19 protein-coding genes and 1 pseudogene are annotated in these 23270 nt (G+C 48.0%); 7 read left to right on the forward strand and 13 right to left on the reverse strand.

Going from position 1 to position 23270, the window contains the following annotated elements:
• The first annotated feature begins 8 nt into the window (after positions 1–8).
• Complete coding sequence (locus GLV81_RS14520; RefSeq protein WP_157479510.1) at positions 9–536, forward strand: hypothetical protein; 528 nt, start codon at positions 9–11, stop codon at positions 534–536.
• A 73-nt stretch (positions 537–609) separates the two neighbouring features.
• On the opposite strand, the gene GLV81_RS14525 is transcribed toward GLV81_RS14520, so the two are convergent.
• The 4 genes from GLV81_RS14525 to GLV81_RS14535 form a co-directional block, all read right to left on the reverse strand.
• Positions 610–1596: a pyruvate dehydrogenase complex E1 component subunit beta gene (locus GLV81_RS14525; RefSeq protein ID WP_157479511.1), complete on the reverse strand. Its 987-nt coding sequence runs from the start codon at positions 1594–1596 to the stop codon at positions 610–612.
• Positions 1597–1729: 133 nt separating this feature from the next.
• Complete coding sequence (locus tag GLV81_RS14530; RefSeq protein ID WP_157479512.1) at positions 1730–2806, reverse strand: fasciclin domain-containing protein; 1077 nt, start codon at positions 2804–2806, stop codon at positions 1730–1732.
• A 31-nt stretch (positions 2807–2837) separates the two neighbouring features.
• The gene (locus tag GLV81_RS19540; protein WP_197428415.1) at positions 2838–3560 is read right to left on the reverse strand and encodes a TonB-dependent receptor; all 723 of its coding nucleotides are present in this window, start codon (positions 3558–3560) and stop codon (positions 2838–2840) included.
• Between the two features lie 7 nt (positions 3561–3567).
• Positions 3568–5535, reverse strand: coding sequence for a TonB-dependent receptor (locus GLV81_RS14535; protein ID WP_157479513.1), 1968 nt, complete (start codon positions 5533–5535; stop codon positions 3568–3570).
• Positions 5536–5689: 154 nt separating this feature from the next.
• Here GLV81_RS14535 and GLV81_RS14540 point away from each other — a divergent pair, with 154 nt between their 5' ends.
• Positions 5690–6616: a phosphoribosylaminoimidazolesuccinocarboxamide synthase gene (locus GLV81_RS14540; protein ID WP_157479514.1), complete on the forward strand. Its 927-nt coding sequence runs from the start codon at positions 5690–5692 to the stop codon at positions 6614–6616.
• Positions 6617–6853: 237 nt separating this feature from the next.
• Here the strand turns inward: GLV81_RS14540 and trhO are convergent, their stop codons facing one another.
• Both trhO and GLV81_RS14550 read right to left on the reverse strand, forming a co-directional pair.
• Entirely contained in the window at positions 6854–7891 is a 1038-nt protein-coding gene (gene trhO, locus GLV81_RS14545; RefSeq protein ID WP_157479515.1) for an oxygen-dependent tRNA uridine(34) hydroxylase TrhO, read from the reverse strand.
• 2 nt (positions 7892–7893) lie between these two features.
• Positions 7894–8100, reverse strand: a complete 207-nt coding sequence (locus tag GLV81_RS14550) for a hypothetical protein (RefSeq protein WP_197428418.1) — start codon at positions 8098–8100, stop codon at positions 7894–7896.
• Positions 8101–8120: 20 nt separating this feature from the next.
• Between GLV81_RS14550 and GLV81_RS14555 the strand changes: the two genes are divergently transcribed.
• The 3 genes from GLV81_RS14555 to GLV81_RS14565 are packed head-to-tail and all read left to right on the forward strand — an operon-like array spanning position 8121 to position 11942.
• On the forward strand, positions 8121–8597 hold the full coding sequence (locus GLV81_RS14555) for a DinB family protein (RefSeq protein WP_157479517.1): 477 nt from the start codon (positions 8121–8123) through the stop codon (positions 8595–8597).
• A 60-nt stretch (positions 8598–8657) separates the two neighbouring features.
• Positions 8658–11387 (forward strand): exo-rhamnogalacturonan lyase family protein, encoded by a 2730-nt coding sequence (locus GLV81_RS14560; RefSeq protein WP_157479518.1) that lies wholly within the window; start codon positions 8658–8660, stop codon positions 11385–11387.
• Between the two features lie 57 nt (positions 11388–11444).
• Complete coding sequence (locus GLV81_RS14565; RefSeq protein ID WP_157479519.1) at positions 11445–11942, forward strand: deoxycytidylate deaminase; 498 nt, start codon at positions 11445–11447, stop codon at positions 11940–11942.
• An 88-nt stretch (positions 11943–12030) separates the two neighbouring features.
• On the opposite strand, the gene GLV81_RS14570 is transcribed toward GLV81_RS14565, so the two are convergent.
• A complete protein-coding gene (locus tag GLV81_RS14570; protein ID WP_157479520.1) occupies positions 12031–13404 on the reverse strand; it encodes an alkaline phosphatase D family protein in 1374 nt (457 codons plus the stop codon).
• 436 nt (positions 13405–13840) lie between these two features.
• Between GLV81_RS14570 and GLV81_RS14575 the strand changes: the two genes are divergently transcribed.
• Positions 13841–15166 carry a KamA family radical SAM protein gene (locus tag GLV81_RS14575; RefSeq protein WP_157479521.1) on the forward strand — a complete coding sequence of 442 codons (1326 nt, stop codon included), beginning with the start codon at positions 13841–13843 and terminating at the stop codon, positions 15164–15166.
• Positions 15167–15267: 101 nt separating this feature from the next.
• On the opposite strand, the gene GLV81_RS14580 is transcribed toward GLV81_RS14575, so the two are convergent.
• Entirely contained in the window at positions 15268–17085 is a 1818-nt protein-coding gene (locus tag GLV81_RS14580) for a MutS-related protein (protein ID WP_197428419.1), read from the reverse strand.
• A 142-nt stretch (positions 17086–17227) separates the two neighbouring features.
• On the opposite strand from GLV81_RS14580, the pseudogene GLV81_RS14585 reads away from it, so the two are divergent.
• Positions 17228–18109 (forward strand): annotated as a pseudogene (locus GLV81_RS14585) (NAD(P)-dependent alcohol dehydrogenase); the annotation flags it as partial.
• Between the two features lie 129 nt (positions 18110–18238).
• On the opposite strand, the gene GLV81_RS21765 reads toward GLV81_RS14585, so the two are convergent.
• The 5 genes from GLV81_RS21765 to GLV81_RS14600 all read right to left on the reverse strand — a co-directional run bounded on the left by GLV81_RS21765 (position 18239) and on the right by GLV81_RS14600 (position 23083).
• Positions 18239–18625 (reverse strand): heavy metal-binding domain-containing protein, encoded by a 387-nt coding sequence (locus GLV81_RS21765; RefSeq protein WP_425500017.1) that lies wholly within the window; start codon positions 18623–18625, stop codon positions 18239–18241.
• Between the two features lie 22 nt (positions 18626–18647).
• A complete protein-coding gene (locus GLV81_RS14590) occupies positions 18648–18860 on the reverse strand; it encodes a helix-turn-helix domain-containing protein (protein ID WP_157479523.1) in 213 nt (70 codons plus the stop codon).
• A gap of 3 nt (positions 18861–18863) precedes the next feature.
• A complete protein-coding gene (locus tag GLV81_RS14595) occupies positions 18864–19406 on the reverse strand; it encodes a DUF2975 domain-containing protein (protein ID WP_157479524.1) in 543 nt (180 codons plus the stop codon).
• Positions 19407–19705: 299 nt separating this feature from the next.
• Positions 19706–19888 carry a hypothetical protein gene (locus tag GLV81_RS20575; protein WP_246186028.1) on the reverse strand — a complete coding sequence of 61 codons (183 nt, stop codon included), beginning with the start codon at positions 19886–19888 and terminating at the stop codon, positions 19706–19708.
• Between the two features lie 51 nt (positions 19889–19939).
• Positions 19940–23083 carry a vitamin B12-dependent ribonucleotide reductase gene (locus GLV81_RS14600; RefSeq protein WP_246186029.1) on the reverse strand — a complete coding sequence of 1048 codons (3144 nt, stop codon included), beginning with the start codon at positions 23081–23083 and terminating at the stop codon, positions 19940–19942.
• Positions 23084–23270: the final 187 nt, after the last annotated feature.

Below are 23270 nucleotides of genomic sequence, written 5' to 3' on the forward strand. Positions count from 1 at the left end.
CAGCACACATGTCAGACTTACTCGTTTATGCCAAACCTGTGCGGAGTACTTTTCTCACCATTCTCTGCATCCTTACCATGGTGGGTAGCAGCTACTCCATTATCAGCAATGTGTTCTTGTATGTAAGTGCGGATAAAATTTCCCGCATCGGCAAACAAAACATTGACCGCAGCCGGGCAGCCAATATGCAATCGAACAGCAAGCAGCGAAGCAACCGCATCATCGAAGATTCGCTGGCCATGCTAGACGAAAGTAAAATGCGGTATCAGGCCATCGGCTTAATACTGGCCAACCTGCTCACCCTGGCTGGAGGCATTGTGATGTTTACCATGCGGCCATGGGGCTTCTGGCTTTATCTGGCCGGTTCCATATTGCACATTGGCATGCCTTTGTACTTGTTTGGCTTCAACACCATACCGGGCATTATTGCAGGCGTGGCACAAAGCATGATTAGTGCCGCTTTCATCATCATGTATGCATTTCAATTGAAAGACATGCGGCCCAAAGAAATTCTGGATGATGGGTTACTCAGGTAAATATTGTACAGCAAAAAATAAAGCGCCGCTTTCCTATGGAAGCGGCGCTTTTGTATGATAAAACCTGAGCCTATTACTTCTTCAGGTACATAACTTCTTTTACCAGTTTCACGGCACGGGGCACATCTGGAATGGCCAGGGCTGCGAGATTTGGCGCATAGTGCATGGGGGCATCTGCACTGGTGAGGCGCAGAATGGGTGCATCCAGGTAATCGAAAGCTTCTTTCTGAATGCGGTAAGCAATTTCAGAAGATATAGAGCACATGGGCCACTGTTCTTCAATCACCACCATGCGGTTGGTTTTCTTTACACTTTCAACCATCGTGTGCCAGTCGAGCGGACGAATGGTACGGAGGTCAATCACTTCAGCGCTGATGCCTTCTTTGGCCAGTTCGGCAGCGGCACCCAAGGCCACTTTCACCATCTTGTTGTACGATACAATCGTCACATCGGTACCAGCACGTTTTACATCGGCCTTACCAATTTCAATCAGGTACTCTTCTTCTGGCACTTCACCCTTATCGCCATACATCACTTCACTTTCCATGAACATCACGGGGTTGTCGTCGCGGATGGCGGCTTTCATCAAACCCTTGGCATCGTATGGATTGCTGGGGCTGATCACCTTAATACCGGGAATATTGGCGTAGTAGCTTTCGAATGCAGTAGAGTGCTGCGCACCCAGCTGACCGGCACTACCGTTAGGACCGCGGAATACAATCGGGCAACCTACCTGACCGCCACTCATGGCCATCATTTTAGAAGCCGTATTCAAAATCTGGTCCATGGGCAGTACTGCAAAGTTCCAGGTCATGAACTCAACAATGGGGCGCAAACCATTTTGCGCAGCGCCTACGGCAATAGCCGCAAAGCCCAGCTCAGCAATGGGTGTATCAATGATACGCTTGGGGCCAAACTCGGCCAACATACCCTGGCTTACTTTGTAAGCACCATTGTATTCTGCCACTTCTTCACCCATCAGCAATACCCGCTCATCGCGGCGCATTTCTTCGCTCATGGCTTCGCGGAGTGCTTCTCTGAATGCAATTATACGTCCCATGCTTGTTTGTCTGATTTTTAGGATGGCAAAAGTAAAGGCTGGGGGGCAAAAAGAAAATTTTGAATTCCACGCAAACGTGCCCACAAAAAAAGCCGGCTGTGCAAGCCGGCTTTTTTATGCAAATGCAGTGTCATTATTGAGGCAATAAAACAGCGTCTACAATGTGTACCACACCGTTGATGGTGTTCACGTCTGCAGTTATCACTTTGGCAGCATACGGTGTAGGCGGCGTAGTGGGCAGATTGTTGCCGGGGCCACGTACGGTTACGTTGGCACCAGTTACATTAATTTGTTGCGCTACACCCATAATGCTGGCAGCAGTGCTGTTGCCGGCAGCCAGGTTTACAGAATAGGCGCGGCTACCCAACACGTGGAAAGCTACAATACCCCACACAGTTTGCGTTGGCAATGCACTGATGGTGGAAATACCTGTAGGCAGACCCATAGCAGCAAACAGGTTTTGGAAAGCCTGATTGGTTGGAGCAAATACGGTGAGGTTAGCTGCGGCATTGCTCAAAATAGGAATGAGCTGAGGGGCGCCTGTGGGAGGTCCGGCATCGGCACGGGCCAATGCAGCCATCAGGTAGGTTAAATCAGGATTGGCAGCAGCCACCTGAGCAATCACCTGAGAAGGCGGAAAGAATACCCGGGCAATGTCATGAATCACACCATTGGAAGCGTCGATATCAGCAGCCTTTACAGGTATGTTGTTGAACCAGGCGCCAGCTGTGCGGCGGCTGGGGAATACCGGCATGCGATACGGTACGGGCGGCGTGGCAGACAATACCAATCCACTCTGCATATACATGTTGGGGAAAGCAGTGCTCAAATCTGCTGCTTTCAGTTCGACACCAGGAATAACATGGGCATTCACAATAGAAGCAACAGTAGCTGCAGGAAGGCCGCTCACCGCTGTTTCGTTGGGAATACCGCTGGCAATGAAAGCATCATTGTCTGGTGCAAACAACGTGTATACCGCAGTAGGATCAGATGGGTTGAATGTAAGATTGGAACCGGCACGGGTAATGGCGGCACGGAGAATAGAATACTTGGCGTTGGCTGCCAGCACCTGCGTCATGGTTTGTCCGCTGGGTGTAGGAGGCACAATGGCCGTGGGTTGAGGCAGCTCTTTGTTGCAAGACGCCAGCATGGCTGCACCTGCAACAACAACGGCAGCCGATCCCCACCATTTGCTGAAAATATTTTTCATACAGTAGTAGTTTTAAATGCTTGGTTGATGGTTACAGAACGTTGTAGGCAAAACTTACATAGTACAGGCCGCCAATGCTTGGGTTGGCAATAGCTGTACGATAATAAGAGTTCAACAGGTTGTTGGCGCCCAACTTGATAACCGATTTGATTTTAGGCGCTTTAAAGTTCACGCTGGCATCCACAGTGTGGTATGCTGGCAACTGACCCTGAATGAAGTCGCTTTCGTAGAAGAAAGACTCCTGCCAACGCCACATCAGATTGAAGCCAACCAGCTTTTTCTTACCAAAGCCCGTATTACCTACTGATACGTTGGTGCGGTACTTAGGAGCATTGAAGAAGGCACGGAAACCTGCAGGCACATCGTTCAATACATCAGATGAAGCGTTCAAACCGAGGGTGAAACCTTTAGGCAACAGGTAGTCGATGCTGGCACCCCAACCGTAAGTTTTTACTTTGCCGGGGGCATTTACAACAAGGCTGAAACCCTGGAATGCACCAGAGGCAGAAGGCACACCCGATGCAAACTGAATACCATCGCGGCGGCTCAGGAAGTTTTGATACGTACCTACATAACCATACACATCAAACAGCAACTTTCCTTTAACCACAGTTTTGTAACCCAGTTCAAATGAGGTTACACTTTCTGGCTTGGTCTTCACATACTGAATACGTTCGCTCAGGTTAGTGGGGTTGTACGGCGCATTGTTGATGAGGTTGTACCGCTCATACAATGCACGGTTTTCACCCAGCAAAATGCCGTTACCAACGTTGAGGTTGATCCAATTGCTGCTGTGTAGAAGGGAAACGATACGCTGTTTGATAAGAGAAACGAATGTTGTGGTTTTTAGCAGGCTTGAAGAGAGCTGTAACCCGTGGGGTAAAGCGGCCTTCGAAATTTTCATTTTTATCGTAGCGACCAGAAGCCAACAGGCGGAGTTTTTCGCTGAACAAAGACTTGGCAATCTGGATATAACCACCGATTTCGTTGATTTTGATGGGCTCACCTACTTTATCGGCAAACAAAGTACCCTGGCTGTTCAATACATACTGCTTCCAGTTGCCACCAATCATGATGTCGGCAAACTTGATGATGTCAGCAAAATTGTACTGGCCTTCTACCATGTACAAATCGCTGCGGTCGAGGAACAAACCACCTTGTGGGATAGGCTTGCGACGTACCTGATCGAAAATGTTGCGGAACTGGGTAGAACCTGCTACAGGACGACCAGCATCGGCTACACCACGGGCTATGTTATGGGCTTCCAAATCCGGACGGCCGGCCAGCTTTGCATTCATGAAAGCAATGGCATACTCAGGATACCAGGTGGTGCTGGGCTTCCATGCTTCGTTGAACAACTGGGTAGTTACAGTCAGGTTGTAAGATTCACCAGAATTTTCTTGCGTAGTAAAGCCACGCAGGAACCAGTTTTTACCCTGGAACTCCAGCTTGTACTGCCCAATTTTAAAATCTTTCAAAGAGTAACGCTGGCTACCGGTATACACGCTGTTGCCTGTACCCCAGTGACCGGCCAAAATAGCTTCTACATTCTTTGCAATTTTATAGTGCAGGGCACCAGAAAACTTGAAGTTGAAAGTATTTGGATTGGTTACTTCTTTTTCGGTATAGCCGGTACGGCTTACAGGAATATTTGCAGGCAATGTATTGATGAAGCCTTGCCAGAAAGGCACCTGAGCACCTACAGCATTCAATACGCTGCGGAGGTTGGTGGTGGTTTCATCGCCATACACGTTAACACCATCATAGTTAGGATCGGTGCTGCGGGTACCATCTACCAGGTCGCCAGAGGTAGAGCCAATGCGGCGGTAGTTGCGCATATCGTCTGCCAACCAGTCTTTGGCTTGAATAAATTCGGCACCAATTTTATAAGCGAACTTATCGCTGACTTTTTTGCCAAAGCGAACAGCCCAGTTATGATAAGATGAAGTAGGACGCTGACGCTTGTCGGCATGCATCAAACCCGTTTTAATCTGGAATGACAAACCCTGATACTTAAATGGATTTTTACCATTGATCAGAATGGTACCATTCATGCCACCGGGGCCATACAGGGCTGATGAAGCACCTTGCAGCAGTTCAAAGTTGTCTACATCCAGTTCGGTAAGGCCGATAACGCTACCTACCGAAAAGTTGAGACCAGGCGCCTGGTTGTCCATGCCATCCATCATTTGGTTCACACGGGTGTTACCACTACCGTTGAAACCACGGGTTGCAGGCGTTTTAAATGTAAGAGAGCTGGTTACCACGTCTACACCTTTCAGGTTGCTGATCATGTCGTAGTAGTTGGCTGCAGCAGCAGTGCGAATGGCAGTGTTGCCTACACGCTCAATACTTACGGGAGATTCAAGAATGCGAGACGGCGTACGGGTGGCACTTACTACCACTTCCTGTCCCAGTGCCGAGCTTTGTTCGAGCTCAATCACATTGCCATCGGCAGTGCTGATGGTTACAGTTTTGGTGGCAAAGTTCACCGCAGATATTTCGAGTGTGACAGGTAACGACTGAGAGGTAGTGAGTGTGAAATTACCGTTGTCGTCTGTGTAGGTACCAGTACTGGTGCCCTTAATAACCACAGACACGGCAGAAATTGTCCCTTTTGTGGTGGCGTCTTTTACGGTGCCCTTTATGGTCACCGCCTGAGCGATGGCTGCAATCGTGAATGCATGAACCATGATCAGTACTGCCACAAGTGGTAGCACTTTTCTCATAAGTATGTTTTTTAACTAAGCAAATATGGGGTTTTTAGGTTCAATTGCTAAACATAGTTTACAAATGGCAGTTATCAATGCACAGCTTATACAGATTTAGCACGAACACAAATCATCACATGGTGCAACCAACCGAATCGTTTTTCTTTGCGGCATGAGCAATCTTACCATTTCTAATACAACCGCCTATTACAAAGGAAAGGTGCGGGATGTTTACAGCATTGGCCAAAATTTACTGGTGATGGTGGCCAGCAACCGCATTTCTGCCTTCGATGTGATTTTACCCAAGCCCATTCCTTACAAAGGACAAGTGCTGAACCAGATAGCGGCCCACATGCTGCAGGCCACGGCCGACATTTGCCCCAACTGGCTGCTCGATGTACCGGCACCGAATGTGAGCATTGGCAAACGTTGCGTTCCTTTTCGGGTGGAAATGGTGGTGCGGGGCAACCTCACCGGCCATGCCTGGCGCACCTACAACAGCGGCTTGCGTACCCTTTGCGGCGTGGCACTACCCGAGGGCATGAAAGAAAATGATTACTTCCCCTCACCCATTATTACACCCAGTACCAAGGCCGAAGCCGGCCACGATGAAGACATCAGCCGCGAAGACATCATTGCACAAGGCATTGTAAATGCCGAGGATTATGCGGTGCTGGAGCAATACACATTGGCATTGTTTGAAAGAGGTAAAGCCATTGCAGCCAAGCAAGGATTGATACTGGTGGATACCAAATATGAGTTTGGAAAAATTGGCGACACCATCTACCTGATGGATGAAATTCATACCCCCGATAGCAGCCGCTATTTTTATGCCGATGGCTTTGAAGAAAGACAAGCCGCTGGCGAAAAGCAACAGCAACTCAGCAAAGAGTTTGTGCGGGAATGGCTCATCGCAAACAACTTCATGGGTAAAGAAGGCCAAACCGTACCGGAAATGACTGATGAATGGATTGACACCATTAGCCAGCGTTACATTACCCTGTACGAAAAAGTAGTGGGTGAAAAATTTGTACCCCAAGCATGGAGCGATGAAGCAACAGTGGAAGCTATCGAAGCTTCGCTGGCAAAGTTGCAATAAGGATTAACTGCTACTGAAATACAGCTACGTTACTTTGCGAAAATAGTTTACTGAATAGCAAAGGGAGTCATTCAAATATTGAATGACTCCCTTTTTGTATTGAATACTTCAATCCATCCTCTTATCTGATGGAAAACAAAATGCCAGAAAGAAAAAATCCTCACTCGCCTTTCTAACATCCAACATCCGTCATCTAACATCTCTTCCCATCAACCATCAACCACCAACCATCAACTATCATCTGTCATCCAATCTCGGTCTCAACCGCTCCCGGCTCTTGCTGAAAATATGAGCCCCATTGTCTTTGCCTTTGCGCAATTCTTTTTGTGCTTCTTCGGGTAAATGAATCACTTCCTGGCAAGCTGTACTGCAGCAGCCTTCATAGGTTGCTTTGCAGGCATCGCATTGTATAAACAGCAGGTGGCAGGCATCGTTGGCGCAGTTGGTATGCGTGTCAGCGGGCTGTCCGCACTGGTGGCATTTGGCTATCACGTCTTCCGTTACTCTTTCGCCCAGGCGATTATCGAACACAAAGTTTTTACCAATGAACTTTTGTTCCAATCCCTGCTCTTTCACCTGATGCACATAGTTGATAATGCCACCTTCAATGTGAAACACATTTTTAAAACCCCGGTGCAGCATGTACGCACTGGCCTTCTCGCAGCGGATGCCGCCGGTGCAATACATAATCACGGGCTTGTCTTCGCGGCCCTTCATCATATCTACCGCCATGGGTAGTTGCTCCCGAAAAGTATCGCTGGGAATTTCAATGGCATTGTCAAAATGGCCTACTTCGTATTCGTAATGGTTGCGCATGTCTATCACCAAAACGTCAGGGTTTTGCATGAGTTCATTTACTTCTTTCGCTTTCAGGTACTTCCCTTTTCGCTCCATGCTGAAGTTGGGATCATCAATACCATCGGCCACAATTTTTTCCCGCACTTTTATGCGCAGCACCCAAAAACTTTTACCGTCATCTTCTACAGCAATGTTCAGGCGCATGCCATTCATCCATTCGTAACTGTACAGGTATTGCCGCAATGCATCAAAGTTGGAAACAGGCACACTAATTTGTGCATTGATGCCTTCATGTGCCACATAAATGCGGCCAAACACTTTGAGGGCATGCAGGCCCTTCCAAAGCTCATCCCGAAAAGCCTGCGGATTGGCAATAGGATGGTACATGTAAAAACTGATGGTAGTACGCGGCTCGGTTTCTTGCATCAGCCGCTCTTTGAGTTCCTTGTTGGAAACCCGGTTGTGGAGTAACGCCATGGTCAATAAAATTTTAAGGTCACGCCGAAGCGAGATGTTGCATCCAACGCCAGTTGCAGGCTGGCCAAAATTTTTGGAAATGCCGCGAAGATACAGGATGCTGATAAAGAAGATTCAGCTTGCACCCAAAGATAGCTGGCGGTGCAGTATCTTTCAATATTGACAATGCGGACCTGTAGCTTGTGCATCAATGCAGCAACCATTCGCATTCTTGTAAAAATTATTGCTTATGCAACCCCATCTTCCAGCACAAATAGCCGTTCATTTTCAGCAAGTATACCATGGTGGCAACTGGGCCAGCAGTCATTACAAAGCCGTGATGGCTGATATTGACTGGACGATGGCCAACCAAACTATGGGCGGTTGCAACAGCATTGCCAGCTTGTTTTTTCACACGCAATATTACATTGGCATTGTGCTTAAAGTATTGGAGGGCGGCCCACTGCAAGGCAGCGACAAAGAAAGTTTTGTACACCCGCCTGTACACAATGAAGCGGAATGGGAAGCCTACAAAACACAAGCCTGGCAGCAAGCTGAGGCATTTGCAGCGGCATTGGCCAATTTGCCGGAAAGCCAATTGTGGCAAGACTTCATCAAACCAGCATACCATACTTATTACTGGCAAATGCATGGACTGATTGAGCACTTGCATTATCACCTCGGGCAAATTGTTGTGCTCAAAAAAATACTCCGCCATCAGGCATGACAGACACGGACAGACAGCCCGGTTGCAATGCGCAAATTTGATACACGTAAATGCTTTGCCATGGGTAAAAAGAAATTGTCCCGCCGCTTGTTTGTACAGCAAACTTCCCGTCTTGCTATAGCCGCCCCTGTTGTTGGTTCGCTGTCCTCCTTTGCGGCACCCTCATCTCCCAAAGATGAAGGAATATACATTCCACTCCGCTGGATTGATGAACAAGAAAAAACAAACTGCGTGGGCAATACCTGGGGCGTGCCATGGCCAAAAGGTGTGCTGACTGATACACGCAAACTGCAGGTAAACTCCGGCACCGAAAGTATTCCTACACAAAGCTGGATTACCGGTCGCTGGCCCGATGGCTCTGCCAAATGGACAGCACATAGTATTCCTGCAGGCACGTATACCAACAACCTTGTATTGGTGCAGGAGCAAAAAGAAAGCAGCAGCAAAACATTACAAGTTTCCAAACAACAAAATGGCTGGACGATTGACACGGGTGTGATACAAATAACCGTGGCGAATAGCGGCAACGTACTCATCCCTTCTTTGCTGCGCAATAACAGAACAATTGGGCAGCATGGCCGCTTGGTATTGCAAAGTCAACAACAAGCAACTGCTGCAGCTCATCAAGCATTGACCACTACCTCTTTTGAAGGCATTATAGAACAAGCCCAACTGGAACAGCAGGGCCCCATAAGAGCCGTTGTAAAATGGACAGGCAAACACAAAAGCCAGCAAGGCCGCAGCTGGATACCATTTATGGTGCGTATGTATGTATATGCCGGCAGCGATTGCATTCGGTTGGTACACAGCATTGTGTTTGATGGCAATGAGCAACAGAATTTTATCAGTGGCATTGGCATTCGCTTTGATGTACCTTTTGATACGCCAGCCTACAACCGGCATGTGCGTTTTTGTGGTGCCAATGGCGGTGTATTTGCAGAGACTGTGCAAGGCCTCACGGGGTTGCGCCGCGATGCAGGCCCGAACATTCGTTCTGCACAAATACAAGGCAGTGCTGTACCAGACAGCAACAGCTGGCCAGAGCCCATTCGTAAAGGATTGCCCTACATTCCACAGTTTGGCGACTACACACTATGCCAACCTACAGCAGATGGCTACAGCATCAAAAAAAGAACGGGCGAACAATTTGGCTGGATACAAAGTACTGCCGGGCACAGGGCCTTGGGCACAGCTTACCTTGGCTCACCCAATGGTGGACTGGCGTTGGGCCTGCGGCATTTTTGGCAAAGCCACCCTGCACAAATAGACATTCGTCATGCACACAGCAGTGTAGGCTCAATCACTTTGTGGATGTGGGCTCCCGAAGCGCCGGCCATGGACCTGCGCTTTTACCACGATGGCATGGGACAAGACAGCTACGAAAAGCAACTGGCCGGATTAGACATTACTTATGAAGATTATGAACCGGGCTTTGGTACGGCCATGGGCATTGCCCGCACCAGCGAATTGTTTTGCCAGGTATTGGCCGCTACGCCCGATAACGAAACCCTTGCACAAATAGCAAAGCGTAACGAAGCACCGCCGCAGTTGCTGGCCACATCAGCCTACATGAAATCCGCAGCAGCATTTGCCGGATTTTGGAGCTTGCCCGATCCAGATAATGCTGCCATCAAACAAATAGATGAGCAACTCGATTTTTATTTTGCGTATTACCAACAGCAGGTAGAACAGCGCAGGTGGTATGGCTTCTGGCATTTTGGCGATGTAATGCATAGCTATGATACCGACCGGCATGTTTGGAAATACGATGTAGGCGGCTTTGCATGGGATAACTCAGAGCTGAGCACTGACCTCTGGTTGTGGTTCTATTTTTTGCGTACCGGTCGTGCCGATGTATATCGATTTGCAGAAGCCATGACACGCCACACAGGAGAAGTAGATGTGCATCACTTGGGAAAATTTGCACCATTGGGCAGCAGGCACAATGTGCAACACTGGGGTTGTAGCGCCAAGCAATTGCGCATCAGCACCGTGGCCAACAGGCGCATGTATTATTACCTTACTGCCGATGAACGGGTGGGCGATTTGATGGACGAACAAGTGAATGCTTACAAAACATTAGCGCAGATAGCTCCCGGCCGCAAACTGCCAAAAGGCGATGTTCAACAAGTATCGGCAACTGCCAACCATGTAAACATGGGCTTTGGCACCGACTGGGGTTCGGCTGCAGCCGCATGGCTGATGCATTGGGAGCGAACCGGCAACGCAAAGGTATTGATGCTATTGCGCAACAGCATGGCCAGCATTTCCGCACAACCCAAAGGCTTTTTCACTGGAGGCGCCCCCATGGATATGGATAGTGGTAAATTCATCATCGACAAAACGGGAAAACTGTCTGTATCACACCTTAGTGCTGCGTTTGGATTACCCGAGGTTTGTGCAGAGCTCATTCAAACTTTTGAAGACAAAGCATTTGAAAATGCATGGCTGCAATACTGCCGATTGTACAACGCTTCAGCACAAGAACAACAAGCTGAATTGGGACAGGCTTTGAGCAAACTGAATCTGGCGCAGGGCCATTCCCGATTGACGGCGTACGCAGCGCAACGCTTGCAGGATGCTGCATTAGGTAAGCGGGCCTGGCAAGAATTTTATGCAGGCGGTGCGGGCATTCGCAAACCCGTTTTACAAACCAACAAAATACTACCACCAGTAGTGATGAATGCCATAGACGAAGCACCGGGCGTAAGTACCAATGCAGTGGCACAATGGGGCTTGGCTGCCATGCAATGCCAGGCCTGTGCAGGCGATGTTGTGGAAGAAAAATAGCATCTGGTGGCAATATGATTGGCCTACGGTATATTGCAGCAACAGACAATTAACCCCATGGCAAAAAGAACCGATTACATCAGTTGGGATGAATACTTTATGGGCGTGGCGCTGCTGAGCGGCCGGCGCAGCAAAGACCCCAGCACACAAGTAGGTGCCTGCATTGTAAACAAGCAAAATAAAATTGTAGGTGCGGGCTACAATGGCTTACCTATTGGTTGCAGCGATGATGATTTTCCATGGGGTAAACAGGGCGATTTTTTGCAAACGAAATATCCGTATGTGTGCCATGCAGAGCTCAACGCTATCCTCAATAATATTGGCATGGACCTTACCGGCTGCCGCATTTACACGGCGTTGTTTCCTTGCAACGAATGCGCCAAAGCCATCATTCAATCGGGTATTAAAGAAGTAGTTTTTCTGAGTGACAAATACGCCGGCAATGATTCATTTGTCGCTTCCAAGCACATGTTTGATACCGCTGGAGTGAGCTATCGGAAAGTAAACACACAGGTTAAGAAAATTGAACTCTCCTTTGATGAAGGAGATGTGTAAGAAGACCATGCATTGTCAAAATAAAATAGAGCAAGGACATCATATCCTTGCTTTATTTGTTTGTATACTTTTCAGTAAATGCCAGCATTTACTTGTTAGAATCGCAGCTCCTGCTCTCCCACTTGCCACTGGCCAAGTGCTTCTCCTTTACACCTAAGAATTCCACTTTCATCATCCGCTTACTACGTGGTCCGCTGATGCTGATGCGACCGTAATTCTGCAACTTATCAATGCCCAGTATACGCCAAGGATTGTTGGCTTCTTTGCCAGCAAATGCATGTGTACCACTGGTGAGTGGCGAACAAGTGATATCGTACATCGGATACAAACCGTCATGCTGTACTTTAATGATTTCTGTATGGTGCCTGTCGCCGGTGAGGAAAAGAATGCCCGGTATTTTTTCTGTTTTGATGAACTCCATCAACTCATTGTACTCAATCGAAAAATCGAGCAACTTATCAAACGGGCTGCCGGGATTGAGCACCTGGCTTCCGGTTACAATCACACGAAAACTGATATGTGGATTGTTTTTAGAATAGCGCAATTCATTTTTCAACCACTCCAATTGTTGCTTGCCATACATGCGTTTGTCTGCATTGGGCTTGCCATTGATGCTGTCGGGCAGCTCATCAAAATCACGCCACCAACGGTCATCCATCATAAAGAAATCGACGTCGGCATAAGTATACTTGCCATAAATCCCTTCATTGTTTTCTCCATAAGTCGGGTTCATCCACATGTGGCGAAACACCTCACGACTGGTTTGTTTGAATTGAAAACTTTTGCCATAATCATTGGGACCATAATCACGATCATCCCATATAGCGAGGTGCGGCATGTTGGCCCAAAGTTGTTTTAATGATGGACTGCTGCGGTCGCGGTAAGCACGGTACCACATGCCCCATTCATTGCTGTAATCCACATCGCGGGTATACCAGTTATCGCCGAGCCACATCATGAATGCAGCTTGTTCTTTGGCCATCGTTTCAAAGATGCTGCTATCGCCGCCGTAAGGTTTTCCGGGCCTGTCGAAGCGAGGTTCATTGAAGTACGCACAACTGCCTGTAATGAAACTAAAATCCGGTGCATTGCTTCGCCACTGAAACAAGGCTTGTGTTGTAAATGAGCCCTTGCCCATTACAACGGGCGGCTGGTGCGTGGGCCCATCTTTCAGCGTCACTTCGTATTCATACGTTGTAGCAGGTTCCAGATTAACGACCTCGAATTGCTGAAAATGATAGGGCGCATTTTTATCTGTGGGCAATGTTCTTACCACTTGCTTTTGTTGTGGTTTTCCTTTTGCCCATACTTGCACTGTGGCTATTGCTGTTTTGCTTTCTGTTGCGGCCCACAATTTTGCAGTCCGCATCGATACAGGCCCCAACACCGGACCAACTGCTGTTTGTGCCATGAGCCACAATCCGCTGCACATGGCCAACAATGTTATCCCTAACCGTTTCATTGTACTAAATTTTGTGGCAAGCTACTGCATTGTGGTGAATTACGGGAAACAGCAAAACCTGTTAAAAAAATGATGCATTTGTGCTGCTCATCATTCATAGAAGGACGACGACGAATCAAACAGTATCAAACTGTTTCAGCACTTTATCATGAACAGAAACACCTATTGACCAGCTGTTAAAATATAGTCGCAATACTGCTACCACTTGTTGCATCAGCTTGCCTAAAAAAGGCAGCTTGGCTATATTCGTTTGTATCCAACGTAGCAGCCTGAATGTATGTGTTGATGTTTTACGCATACATGTTCCCTTGTATTTTTTGCAGTTTTCGCTACTGTACTTTTTTGTATTACCGGCTGCTTCACATCACTCACCTGCATGCCCATGGTATGCCCACACTAAAGCAAATGTTTTCTTCACCAAAATCCCTTTTATCCAATGGAACAAATGCTCGACAACATCACCAACAGCATGAAGTACAAATCGTACGCCTTACACAATTACAAAGCCATTCCACAGGTACAGGCACTGCCGGAAGAATTGTTAGAAGCCATTGAAGTGGTTGGCCATGTACTTCCTTTCAAAACCAATAACTATGTGGTAGATGAATTGATCAATTGGAATCAAGTACCTAACGACCCCATATTTACGCTGACATTTCCACGCAAAGAAATGTTGCAGCCGCATCATTACAAAAGAATGAAAGCTGCACTGGATGCAGGCTTGAGTAAAGACGAGATAAAAGCAGTTGCGAATGAAATACGCATGGAACTAAATCCGCACCCTGCCGGGCAGGATAAAAATGTGCCGATGCTGGGCGATGTAAAACTGAGTGGTGTACAGCACAAGTACCGCGAAACAGTGTTGTTCTTTCCCAGCCAAGGGCAAACCTGTCATGCTTATTGCAGCTTCTGTTTTCGATGGCCACAGTTTGTGGGCATGGATGAAATGAAATTTGCGATGAAAGAAACCGATCAGTTGGTGCAATACCTGAAAGAACATCGTGAAGTAACGGATGTGTTGTTTACCGGCGGCGATCCTATGGTGATGAAATCAAAACTGTTGCGGGCTTATATCGAACCATTGCTAAGCGATGAATTGTGGAATGTGCAAACCATTCGCATTGGTTCAAAATCGCTGGCATACTGGCCCTACAAATACATTACAGATGATGATGCAGAAGATACACTGGCTTTGTTTACAGAAATTACCCGCAAAGGGAAAAATCTGGCCTTCATGGCACACTTCAATCATCCCGCAGAGTTGGATACACCTGCGGTAAAAGAAGCCATCATTCGCATCCGTTATACCCGTGCACAAATACGTACTCAGTCACCCATATTGAGAGCCATCAACGACAAGCCTGAAATATGGACAGAAATGTGGCGCAAACAAGTAAACCTGAATTTGATTCCGTACTACATGTTTGCAGTGAGAGATACAGGTGCTCAACATTTCTTCGGCTTACCATTGGTTGAAGCACAGGAAATTTGGCGGCAAGCATGGCAACACGCCAGTGGTGTTTGCCGCACAGTGCGTGGTCCCAGCATGAGCTGCACACCTGGCAAAGTTCAAATGCTGGGCACTGCTTCAATCAACGGTCAAAAGGTAATGGTACTGCGTTTTTTACAAGGCCGCAATCCTGATTGGGTAGGTCGCCCGTTCTTTGCTGAGTACAACGAAAAAGCCATCTGGATAGATGAATTGAAACCGGCTTTCGGCGAAAGCAAATTCTTTTTGAAGATGAACTACAGGAAATATTAGCAGGCAGAATCAGTTACAACTGTACAACAGATGAACCGCTACTATTGACAGTATAAAATATGTAAGCGCCGCATTGATACATCATCAATGCGGCGCTTATATTACATATCTATCCCAATTTTTTTCATGAGGATGGAGGCATTCAAACTCTGGCAAATACCTTGTTTCAAGTGGTAATCGAAGTACAATTCTTCGCCCGACACCTGCACATCAAAATGATAATTATGAATGTGATCGGGATATTGATGTACGAGCTCCGCCAACGCTAAATCATGCGTGGCTATCATACCACATGCTTGCTGTGCAATCAGCTGCTGAATGAGTGCCGCAGAACCAGCATGCCTGTCGCCGCTGTTGGTACCACGCAGTATTTCATCCAGCAACAAATACACAGGCTGCTGTGCTTTCACCGCATCAATAATGCTTTTCAACTTTTTGAGTTCAGCATAAAAGGTACTGGTACTTTCTGCCAGGTTATCTGCAATGCGCATGCTGCTCATCACCTGCATGTAACTCATGCGGCAATGCAACGCACAAACTGGTGCGCCAGCCTGCGCCATCACCATGGCCAAGCCTACGCTACGCAAAAAAGTACTCTTGCCCGCCATGTTGCTGCCGGTGATAATATTCACCTGTGCAACACCCTGCGTAGCGATGTCACTCACTACTCTTTTGTCAGCTGCAATTAATGGATGACCCAATGCCTTGGCTTCAAAACTGCCGTGCCCTTGCAGCATTTGCGGAAAGCACCAATGCGGCATATTGTACGCCAATGCCGCTAATGATGAAGCCGCTTCCACTTCGCCCAATACCTGCAGCCATTGTGTAGCAGTTGCTGCATGTTGTTTTTTCCATTGGGCAAAAAGGAGCATTTGTTGCAAGTCCCAAAAAAGCAGGATGTTAAGTGGAATAAACACCACAGGATTGAGGCGATAATCAAACCGGTTGAGCAACTGATTTAAACCAGCCACTGCTTTGCTGGCCATGGGTTCGCCATTCACAACGAGCACAGATTGACGCTGTTTCAACCAATGGCTTTCTCCCGTCTGCATTTGCTCCACATATTTCAGCGAAGCAGCGAGTCCATTGATTTCTTTACTCATACGGCCCAGCATTTGCCAGGTAGGTGTAGCCAACTTGCTGATGTAGCTTGTACCCAAAAAGAAAACCAACAAATACAGATTGAACCAAAAGTTTGGCAGATAATCAAGCCAATATGCTGTAAACAAACCAATAGAAACAACTGGTCCCAACCAACGCAACAAGTACCAACCTGTTGCAGTAAACACATCGTCTTTCGATTGCATCCACTGCTGTAGCTTTTGCGCAGTAGCAGCACTCACCGGGTGTTCGCGGCCACTGGCTTGCAAATGCTGCCGCCAGGCTACCTGCGGCGCTAATTGTTGCACTGCCGCTTGCCTTGCCGGCAATTCTTCGGGCAATGCAGGCTGCAGCAACCACGCTGCTAAGGTGTTTCTTCCTGCATCGCTTTCTGCCCGCTGCAGGTATTGGTACAGCGAGGCCTCGCCAAACACATCGAGGTCGTGGGCGTAGGCATGATTAGGCGGCATATATGCAGCGCCATCATAACGGTCTTTGTAGTGGTGTTCTTGCAACTGCCGCAGCTCTGCCTGATTAATAATGAGGAATTGTTGTACATGTTGCAGTTGCTGTTGCACATTCATACTCAGTACCACCAACCGCAGAAAAACCGCTACAAGAATAACCGATGGCAATACCATCCACCCACTACTGATTGGCCATTGCCAATACAACCAAACAATAGCCAGCACCACACTCAGCAACCGGCTCCACGACAACCAGCTACGTTGGCGACGTAGTTGTGCTGCTGTGGTTTCATATTCGGTAGCGAATTGCTTGTATTGCGCAACAGGATCGTGGAAAGAAGTAACAGGCATGCTGCAAAGAAACAAGTTTCACTGTTGTATTGATGCTGGCTTATACAGGTGCAAATGCCAATGAAAGAATCCTGTTTGCCACTCATCAATAACAGTTGTAGAAAAAGAGAAATTTCGACAACAGCCATGTATTTTACCACTCATGAAAGCAATCATCTGCACACAATACGGACCACCTGAAGTACTGCAATTACAAACGGTAGCCACCCCCACACCACGCAACCATGAAGTGCTGGTAAAAATTCATGCAACGGCTGTAAACTCAGGTGATATTCGCATACGAGGGTTGGCAGTAGAAGGCATGATGAAGTGGCTCATGCTGTTGGTGATGGGTTGGAATGGTCCACGCAAAAAAATATTAGGCAATGTTTTTTCGGGAGAGGTAGTGGCCACCGGCTCAGCGGTGAAGCAATACAAAACAGGTGATGAAGTGTTTGGTATGACGGGCTTTGCAATGGGCACTTATGCGGAGTACATATGCATTGCCGAAACCAAAAACCTGCTGCTGAAACCGAAGAATGCTACACATGCTGAAGCAGCAGCCATTGTGTTTGGCGGACAAACGGCCATTCACTTTTTATTGAAAGCAGGCATTCAAGAAAGATCTTCTCCAAAAGTGTTGATTATTGGCGCTACAGGTGCCGTGGGTACTGCAGCTATTCAAATAGCGACGCACTTTAAGGCAGATATTACAACGGTGTGCAGTAGTAAAGGCTTGGCATTGGTGCAGCAGTTGGGTGTAGAAAAAACTATGCTTTACGACAAAGCAGATTTTACTACCTGCACTGAAAAATTTGATATTGTATTTGATGCTGTAGGCAAAACCAACAAAAAACAATGCCAACCACTCTTACTGCCCAATGGCATTTACAAAACGGTTGGCGGATGGGAAGTAGCCTCGGAAAACATGGCACAACTGCAGCTATTGAAAGACCTGTTTGAGCAAGGTGCTTACCAAGCGGTGATAGACAAAGTTTACAATATGGAGGATGTAGTTGCGGCACACCAGTATGTAGACAGCGGCCGTAAAAAGGGAATGTGGTACTCCTCATACATCAGGACTCAACTGAGAAAAAGTAATACCAGCATGAAACAAAAAAGCATCGCTGGCCAAAACCTAACGATGCTTCGTCAATATAGACACGTGATGAAGTTACGCTTTCTTTTTCAGCTCCATGCCACACTTGCCGCATTTGCCGGGCTTGTCTTTGGCAGGCTCACACTTCATGGGGCATTCGTATTGTGCTGTAGCTTCTTTTTGCTTTTTCAGTTCCATACCGCATTTACTGCATTTACCGGGCTTGTCGCTAGCAGGCTCACACTTCATGGGGCACTCATATTTAGCATGTTCTTTTTTGCCATGCTTGTGTTGCTTTTCCTGAAAAGCAAATGCAGCTACAGAAACAATGGCCATTACAGCCAGCAACAGTACACGTAGTTTTTTCATATGTCCGAAATTTTGATTGTACAATCTGTTTCGACAAAGGAACAATCTTTGTTTGTTGCAAGCATGTGAAAACGCAGACTCTTTTTGCAACATTGCAGCAAAAAACTATCCTATACTAACTGTTTTCACTGCGGTATTCCAAAATATCGCCGGGCTGGCAGTCGAGTACTTTACAAATGGCTTCGAGGGTACTGAAACGGATGGCTTTGGCCTTACCGGTTTTAAGTATCGACAGATTCGACAACGTGAGGTCTACTTTTTCCGACAGCTCATTCAACGACATTTTGCGCTTGGCCATCATCACATCAAGGTTTACAATAATGGGCATGGCTTAAATGGTTAAATCGTTTTCGGCTTGCAATTCAATGCCGCGTTTAAAAATTTGCGCAACGATGAACAGTATCACTGCCATAAACAACCATACATCGCCGCCGGCAATACTGAGGGTTTGAATGGAGGGGAGTTTTGCACCCAAGGTTTCTAACCATAGCGTATGCTTCACCGCCCACAAGGCAAAAATGCCGATGCCCAAACTGATGTATGCTGCAGTAAGTAAGAAGCGACCTGTGGCTGCGTTGAACGGTTGATTCATGTTGAGCTTTTCGTCGTGTAGCAGTTTTACAATCATGTAAAAGAGGATGGCCTTGAGTACTGCCGGAATCACAATCAGGATGATTTCGGTGAAATAATGCCCTTTGTCGAAATGGTACAGTTGATGGATGCCCGGGTACATCACATTGCTTTCGCTGTAGTACATGGTTACAACGGGGTTGAACACCCAAACGCCGGCTTCATAACATAGCCCAATGAAAATGATCCAGGCCAGCACATAGAGGGCTTTGAGGATGTGGCGGGTGGTAATGACAATTTGCATACGATACGTGTTTGTTTGACAGGGCAAACATAAATACATTTATTGAAAAACAATAAATTTTATCCTTTTTTCAGAAATATATTGTTGAGTAAAGGCGAATGCTTTGTTGTAGCTGACGGGCTGCGGGTGCCGTGGGCGGCGACGCAGGAGCCGGCCCCGCTGCTGTTTTTTGGCGGGGCGATACCCCAAAGGCACCCGAACTGTTGCCTGGATTTGCAGTGCAGCTCACAGCCCCAACAAAAAAAGCCACCGCCCGAAAAGGCGATGGCTGTGTATTGAAATGTTGGAAAAAACGGTGCTTAGCTGCAACCACCCTGGTTGCCACAGTTGTTGCACTTGTAGCAAGCGCCACTGCGCATCATAATGGCACCACAAACGTTACAAGCGGGGGCATCACTCTGGTTGCCTTTCATTTGCTCGTTCATTTGCTTGAGCACGGTATCGGCGGCGCTTACCACAGTCTGCGGCTGCTCAGCCTGCACTTTGGCGGGCTTTACATGGCTTGCTGCTTTGTGGGGTAATGCGTACGCTACTCAAATCAGGCGTTTTTTTTCAGCAGCTGGTTCTGATTTTACGAGTACCACCTCGCTGCCGTCATCGTCGCCGGTGTTGCCAATTTCGGGGCGGTCGAGTACGTGTACCAAATCAGTGCGGTTGAGGTATTCGTAAGCCAATGCACGGAACACAAAGTCTACAATAGAAGTAGTGGTCTTAATGTTCGGGTGGTCAACCATACCAGCCGGCTCAAACTTGGTGAACACAAACTTTTCTACAAACTCTTCCAGCGGCACACCATACTGCAGGCCTACAGAAATAGCAATGGCAAAGCTGTTCATCAGGCTGCGCAGGGTGCTACCCTCTTTGGCCAGATCGATGAAGATTTCTCCCAGGGTACCATCGTTGTATTCGCCGGTACGCAGGAAGATGGCCTGACCGTTGATTTTGGCTTTTTGCGTAAAGCCACGACGCTTGGCGGGCAGTGTTCTGCGTTCTACAATTTTGGCGAGTTGACGCTTCAATTGTGTATCGGGGCTGGCTTGCATCCGCTTGGTTACTTCCTGCAGCAGTTCTTCTACTGTCAGCTGGCCAAGGTCTACAATGTTGCTGCCTTCTGCACTGGCTTCAGCAGCATCTTCAGCTTTGTCTTTTTTCTTATCGTCGCTCTTGTTGCTCAGCGGCTGGCTCAGTTTAGAACCGTCGCGGTAAAGGGCGTTGGCTTTGAGGCCCAGCTCCCAGCTCATGCGGTAGCAGTCAGCAATTTCTTCTACGCTGGCCTCATGTGGCAGGTTGATGGTTTTGCTGATGGCACCGCTCAGGAAAGGCTGGCAGGCACCCATCATTTTGATGTGGCCATGTGCATGAATGTAGCGCTGACCTTTTTCGCCGCACTTGTTGGCGCAGTCGAATACAGGGTAGTGCTCCAGTTTCAGGTATGGGGCACCTTCGATGGTCATGGTACCGCAGATGTACTCATTGGCTGCATCAATTTGCTCTTGGGTAAAGCCGAGGGCTTCGAGCATGTTCCAGTTCCAGTCGTTGTACTCTTCTGGCTTGAAGCCCAAACGCTCCATGCAGGCTTCGCCGAGGCTGTATACGTTGAAAGCAAACTTGATGTGGAAGGCTGATGCCATACCTGCTTCGAGCTTGGCAATTTCTTCGCCAATCAGGCCTTTTTCGCTGAGGCTCTGGTGGTTGATGTGCGGTGCACCATGCAAGCTGGCAGAACCCTTGGCGTAGTTGACGATGCTTTCGATTTCTTTTTCGTTGTAGCCCAGCTTTTTCAAAGCAGTGGGTACACTCTGGTTGATGATTTTGAAGTAACCACCACCGCTGAGTTTTTTAAACTTCACCAGGGCAAAGTCTGGTTCTACGCCGGTAGTATCGCAGTCCATTACCAAACCGATGGTACCAGTTGGGGCAATAACGGTGGTTTGGGCATTGCGATAGCCATGTTTTTCACCGAGAATAACGGCTTCGTCCCATGCTTTGCAAGCCGCTTTCAGCATGTAGTCGGGGCAGTATTTGCTGTCGATGCCCATGGGCTTAATGCTGAGGCCTTCGTAAGCATCGCTGGCGTCGTAAGCTGCAGCACGATGGTTGCGCATTACCCGCATCATGTGGTGGGCATTTTCTTCGTAGCGGGGGAAGGCGCCCAATACTTCGGCCATTTCAGCAGAAGTTTTGTAGGCTACGCCAGTCATGATGGCGCTGATGGCGCCGCCAATGGCTTGTGCTTCGGGGCTGTCGTAAGGAATACCGCTAACCATGAGCATGCTACCGAGGTTGGCAAAGCCAAGGCCAAGGGTACGATAGTCGTAGCTCAGTTGAGCTACTTCTTTGCTGGGGAACTGCGCCATCAGTACGCTGATTTCGAGTACCACCGTCCACAGGCGGCATACATATTCAAAACCGGCAACATCGAACACCTGTGTTTCTTCGTTGAAGAAACGACGGAGGTTGGCACTGGCCAGGTTACAAGCCGTATTGTCGAGGAACATGTACTCTGAGCAGGGGTTACTGGCGTTGATACGGCCACCTTCGGGGCAAGTGTGCCACTCGTTGATGGTGGTATCATACTGGGTGCCGGGGTCGGCACAGCGCCATGCAGCATAGCAGATTTTATTCCACAGTTCGCTGGCTTTGATCTTCTTCATGGTATGGCCATCGGTACGGGCTTTCAGTTCCCAGTCGCCGTCTTCATCCAATACCTTAAAGAAATCGTTGGGAATACGAACAGAGTTGTTGCTGTTTTGGCCGCTTACAGTACGGTAAGCTTCGCCTTCGTAATCGTTGCTATAGCCGGCAGCTACCAGGGCAGCTACTTTCTTCTCCTCTTCTACTTTCCAGTCTACAAATTCTACAATCTCGGGGTGGTCCAAATCGAGACATACCATTTTGGCTGCCCGGCGGGTAGTACCACCACTTTTAATGGCGCCGGCTGCACGGTCGCCTATTTTCAAAAAGCTCATGATACCGCTGCTGGTACCGCCACCGCTCAGTTTTTCGCCTTCGCCACGAATTTGGCTGAAGTTGGTACCTACACCAGAACCATATTTGAAAATGCGGGCTTCCCGAATCCACAGGTCCATGATACCTCCATCATTTACCAAATCATCGCTAACACTGAGGATAAAGCAGGCATGGGGTTGAGGACGTTCGTAAGCCGAGGTTGATTTTTTCAGCTGGCCGTCTTTGGCATCTACATAGTAGTGGCCCTGCGGCTTGCCTGCAATGCCGTAAGCAGAGTACAAACCGGTATTGAACCACTGGGGGCTGTTGGGCACCGCCATTTGATTGAGGATGCTGTACACCAGTTCCTCATAAAATACCTGTGCATCCTGGCTGCTGGCAAAGTAGCCATACTGCTCACCCCACTGGCGCCAGCAATCGGCCATGCGATGCGCTACCTGCTTGCTGCTGGTTTCGCGGCCGGTGCTACCGTCGGGCTGGGGTACGCCAGCTTTACGGAAATATTTTTGTGCTAAAATATCAGTGGCAATCTGGCTCCAGTGCTTGGGCACTTCCACATTGTCCATCTGAAAAATGATTTTGCCCGAAGGGTCTTTGATCATTGAGGTACGGTAGTCGTACTCAAACATGTCGTACGGGCTGATACCCTCCCGGGTGTACTGGCGGGAGAAAGCGAGGCCCTTAGCAGCGGATTTTTTAGCAGCCATTGTCAATCAGTTTTTTAGCGGGTTAGCGAGGAAAATTACCTGTTACCAAAAAGTTAAGTGGATAACGAAAATATCCCCCCAACTCCCAAAAAACCCAATGTTAATCTGCACATTTTCCACGTCCCGTGTGGATTTCGCAGCCCAGCCTTAGCCCTGTGGGCATTCCGTGAATTTTCCCCAAACCATG

Origin of the sequence: Phnomibacter ginsenosidimutans (genome assembly GCF_009740285.1) — a bacterium.
In the GTDB taxonomy this organism is placed as follows: domain Bacteria; phylum Bacteroidota; class Bacteroidia; order Chitinophagales; family Chitinophagaceae; genus Phnomibacter; species Phnomibacter ginsenosidimutans.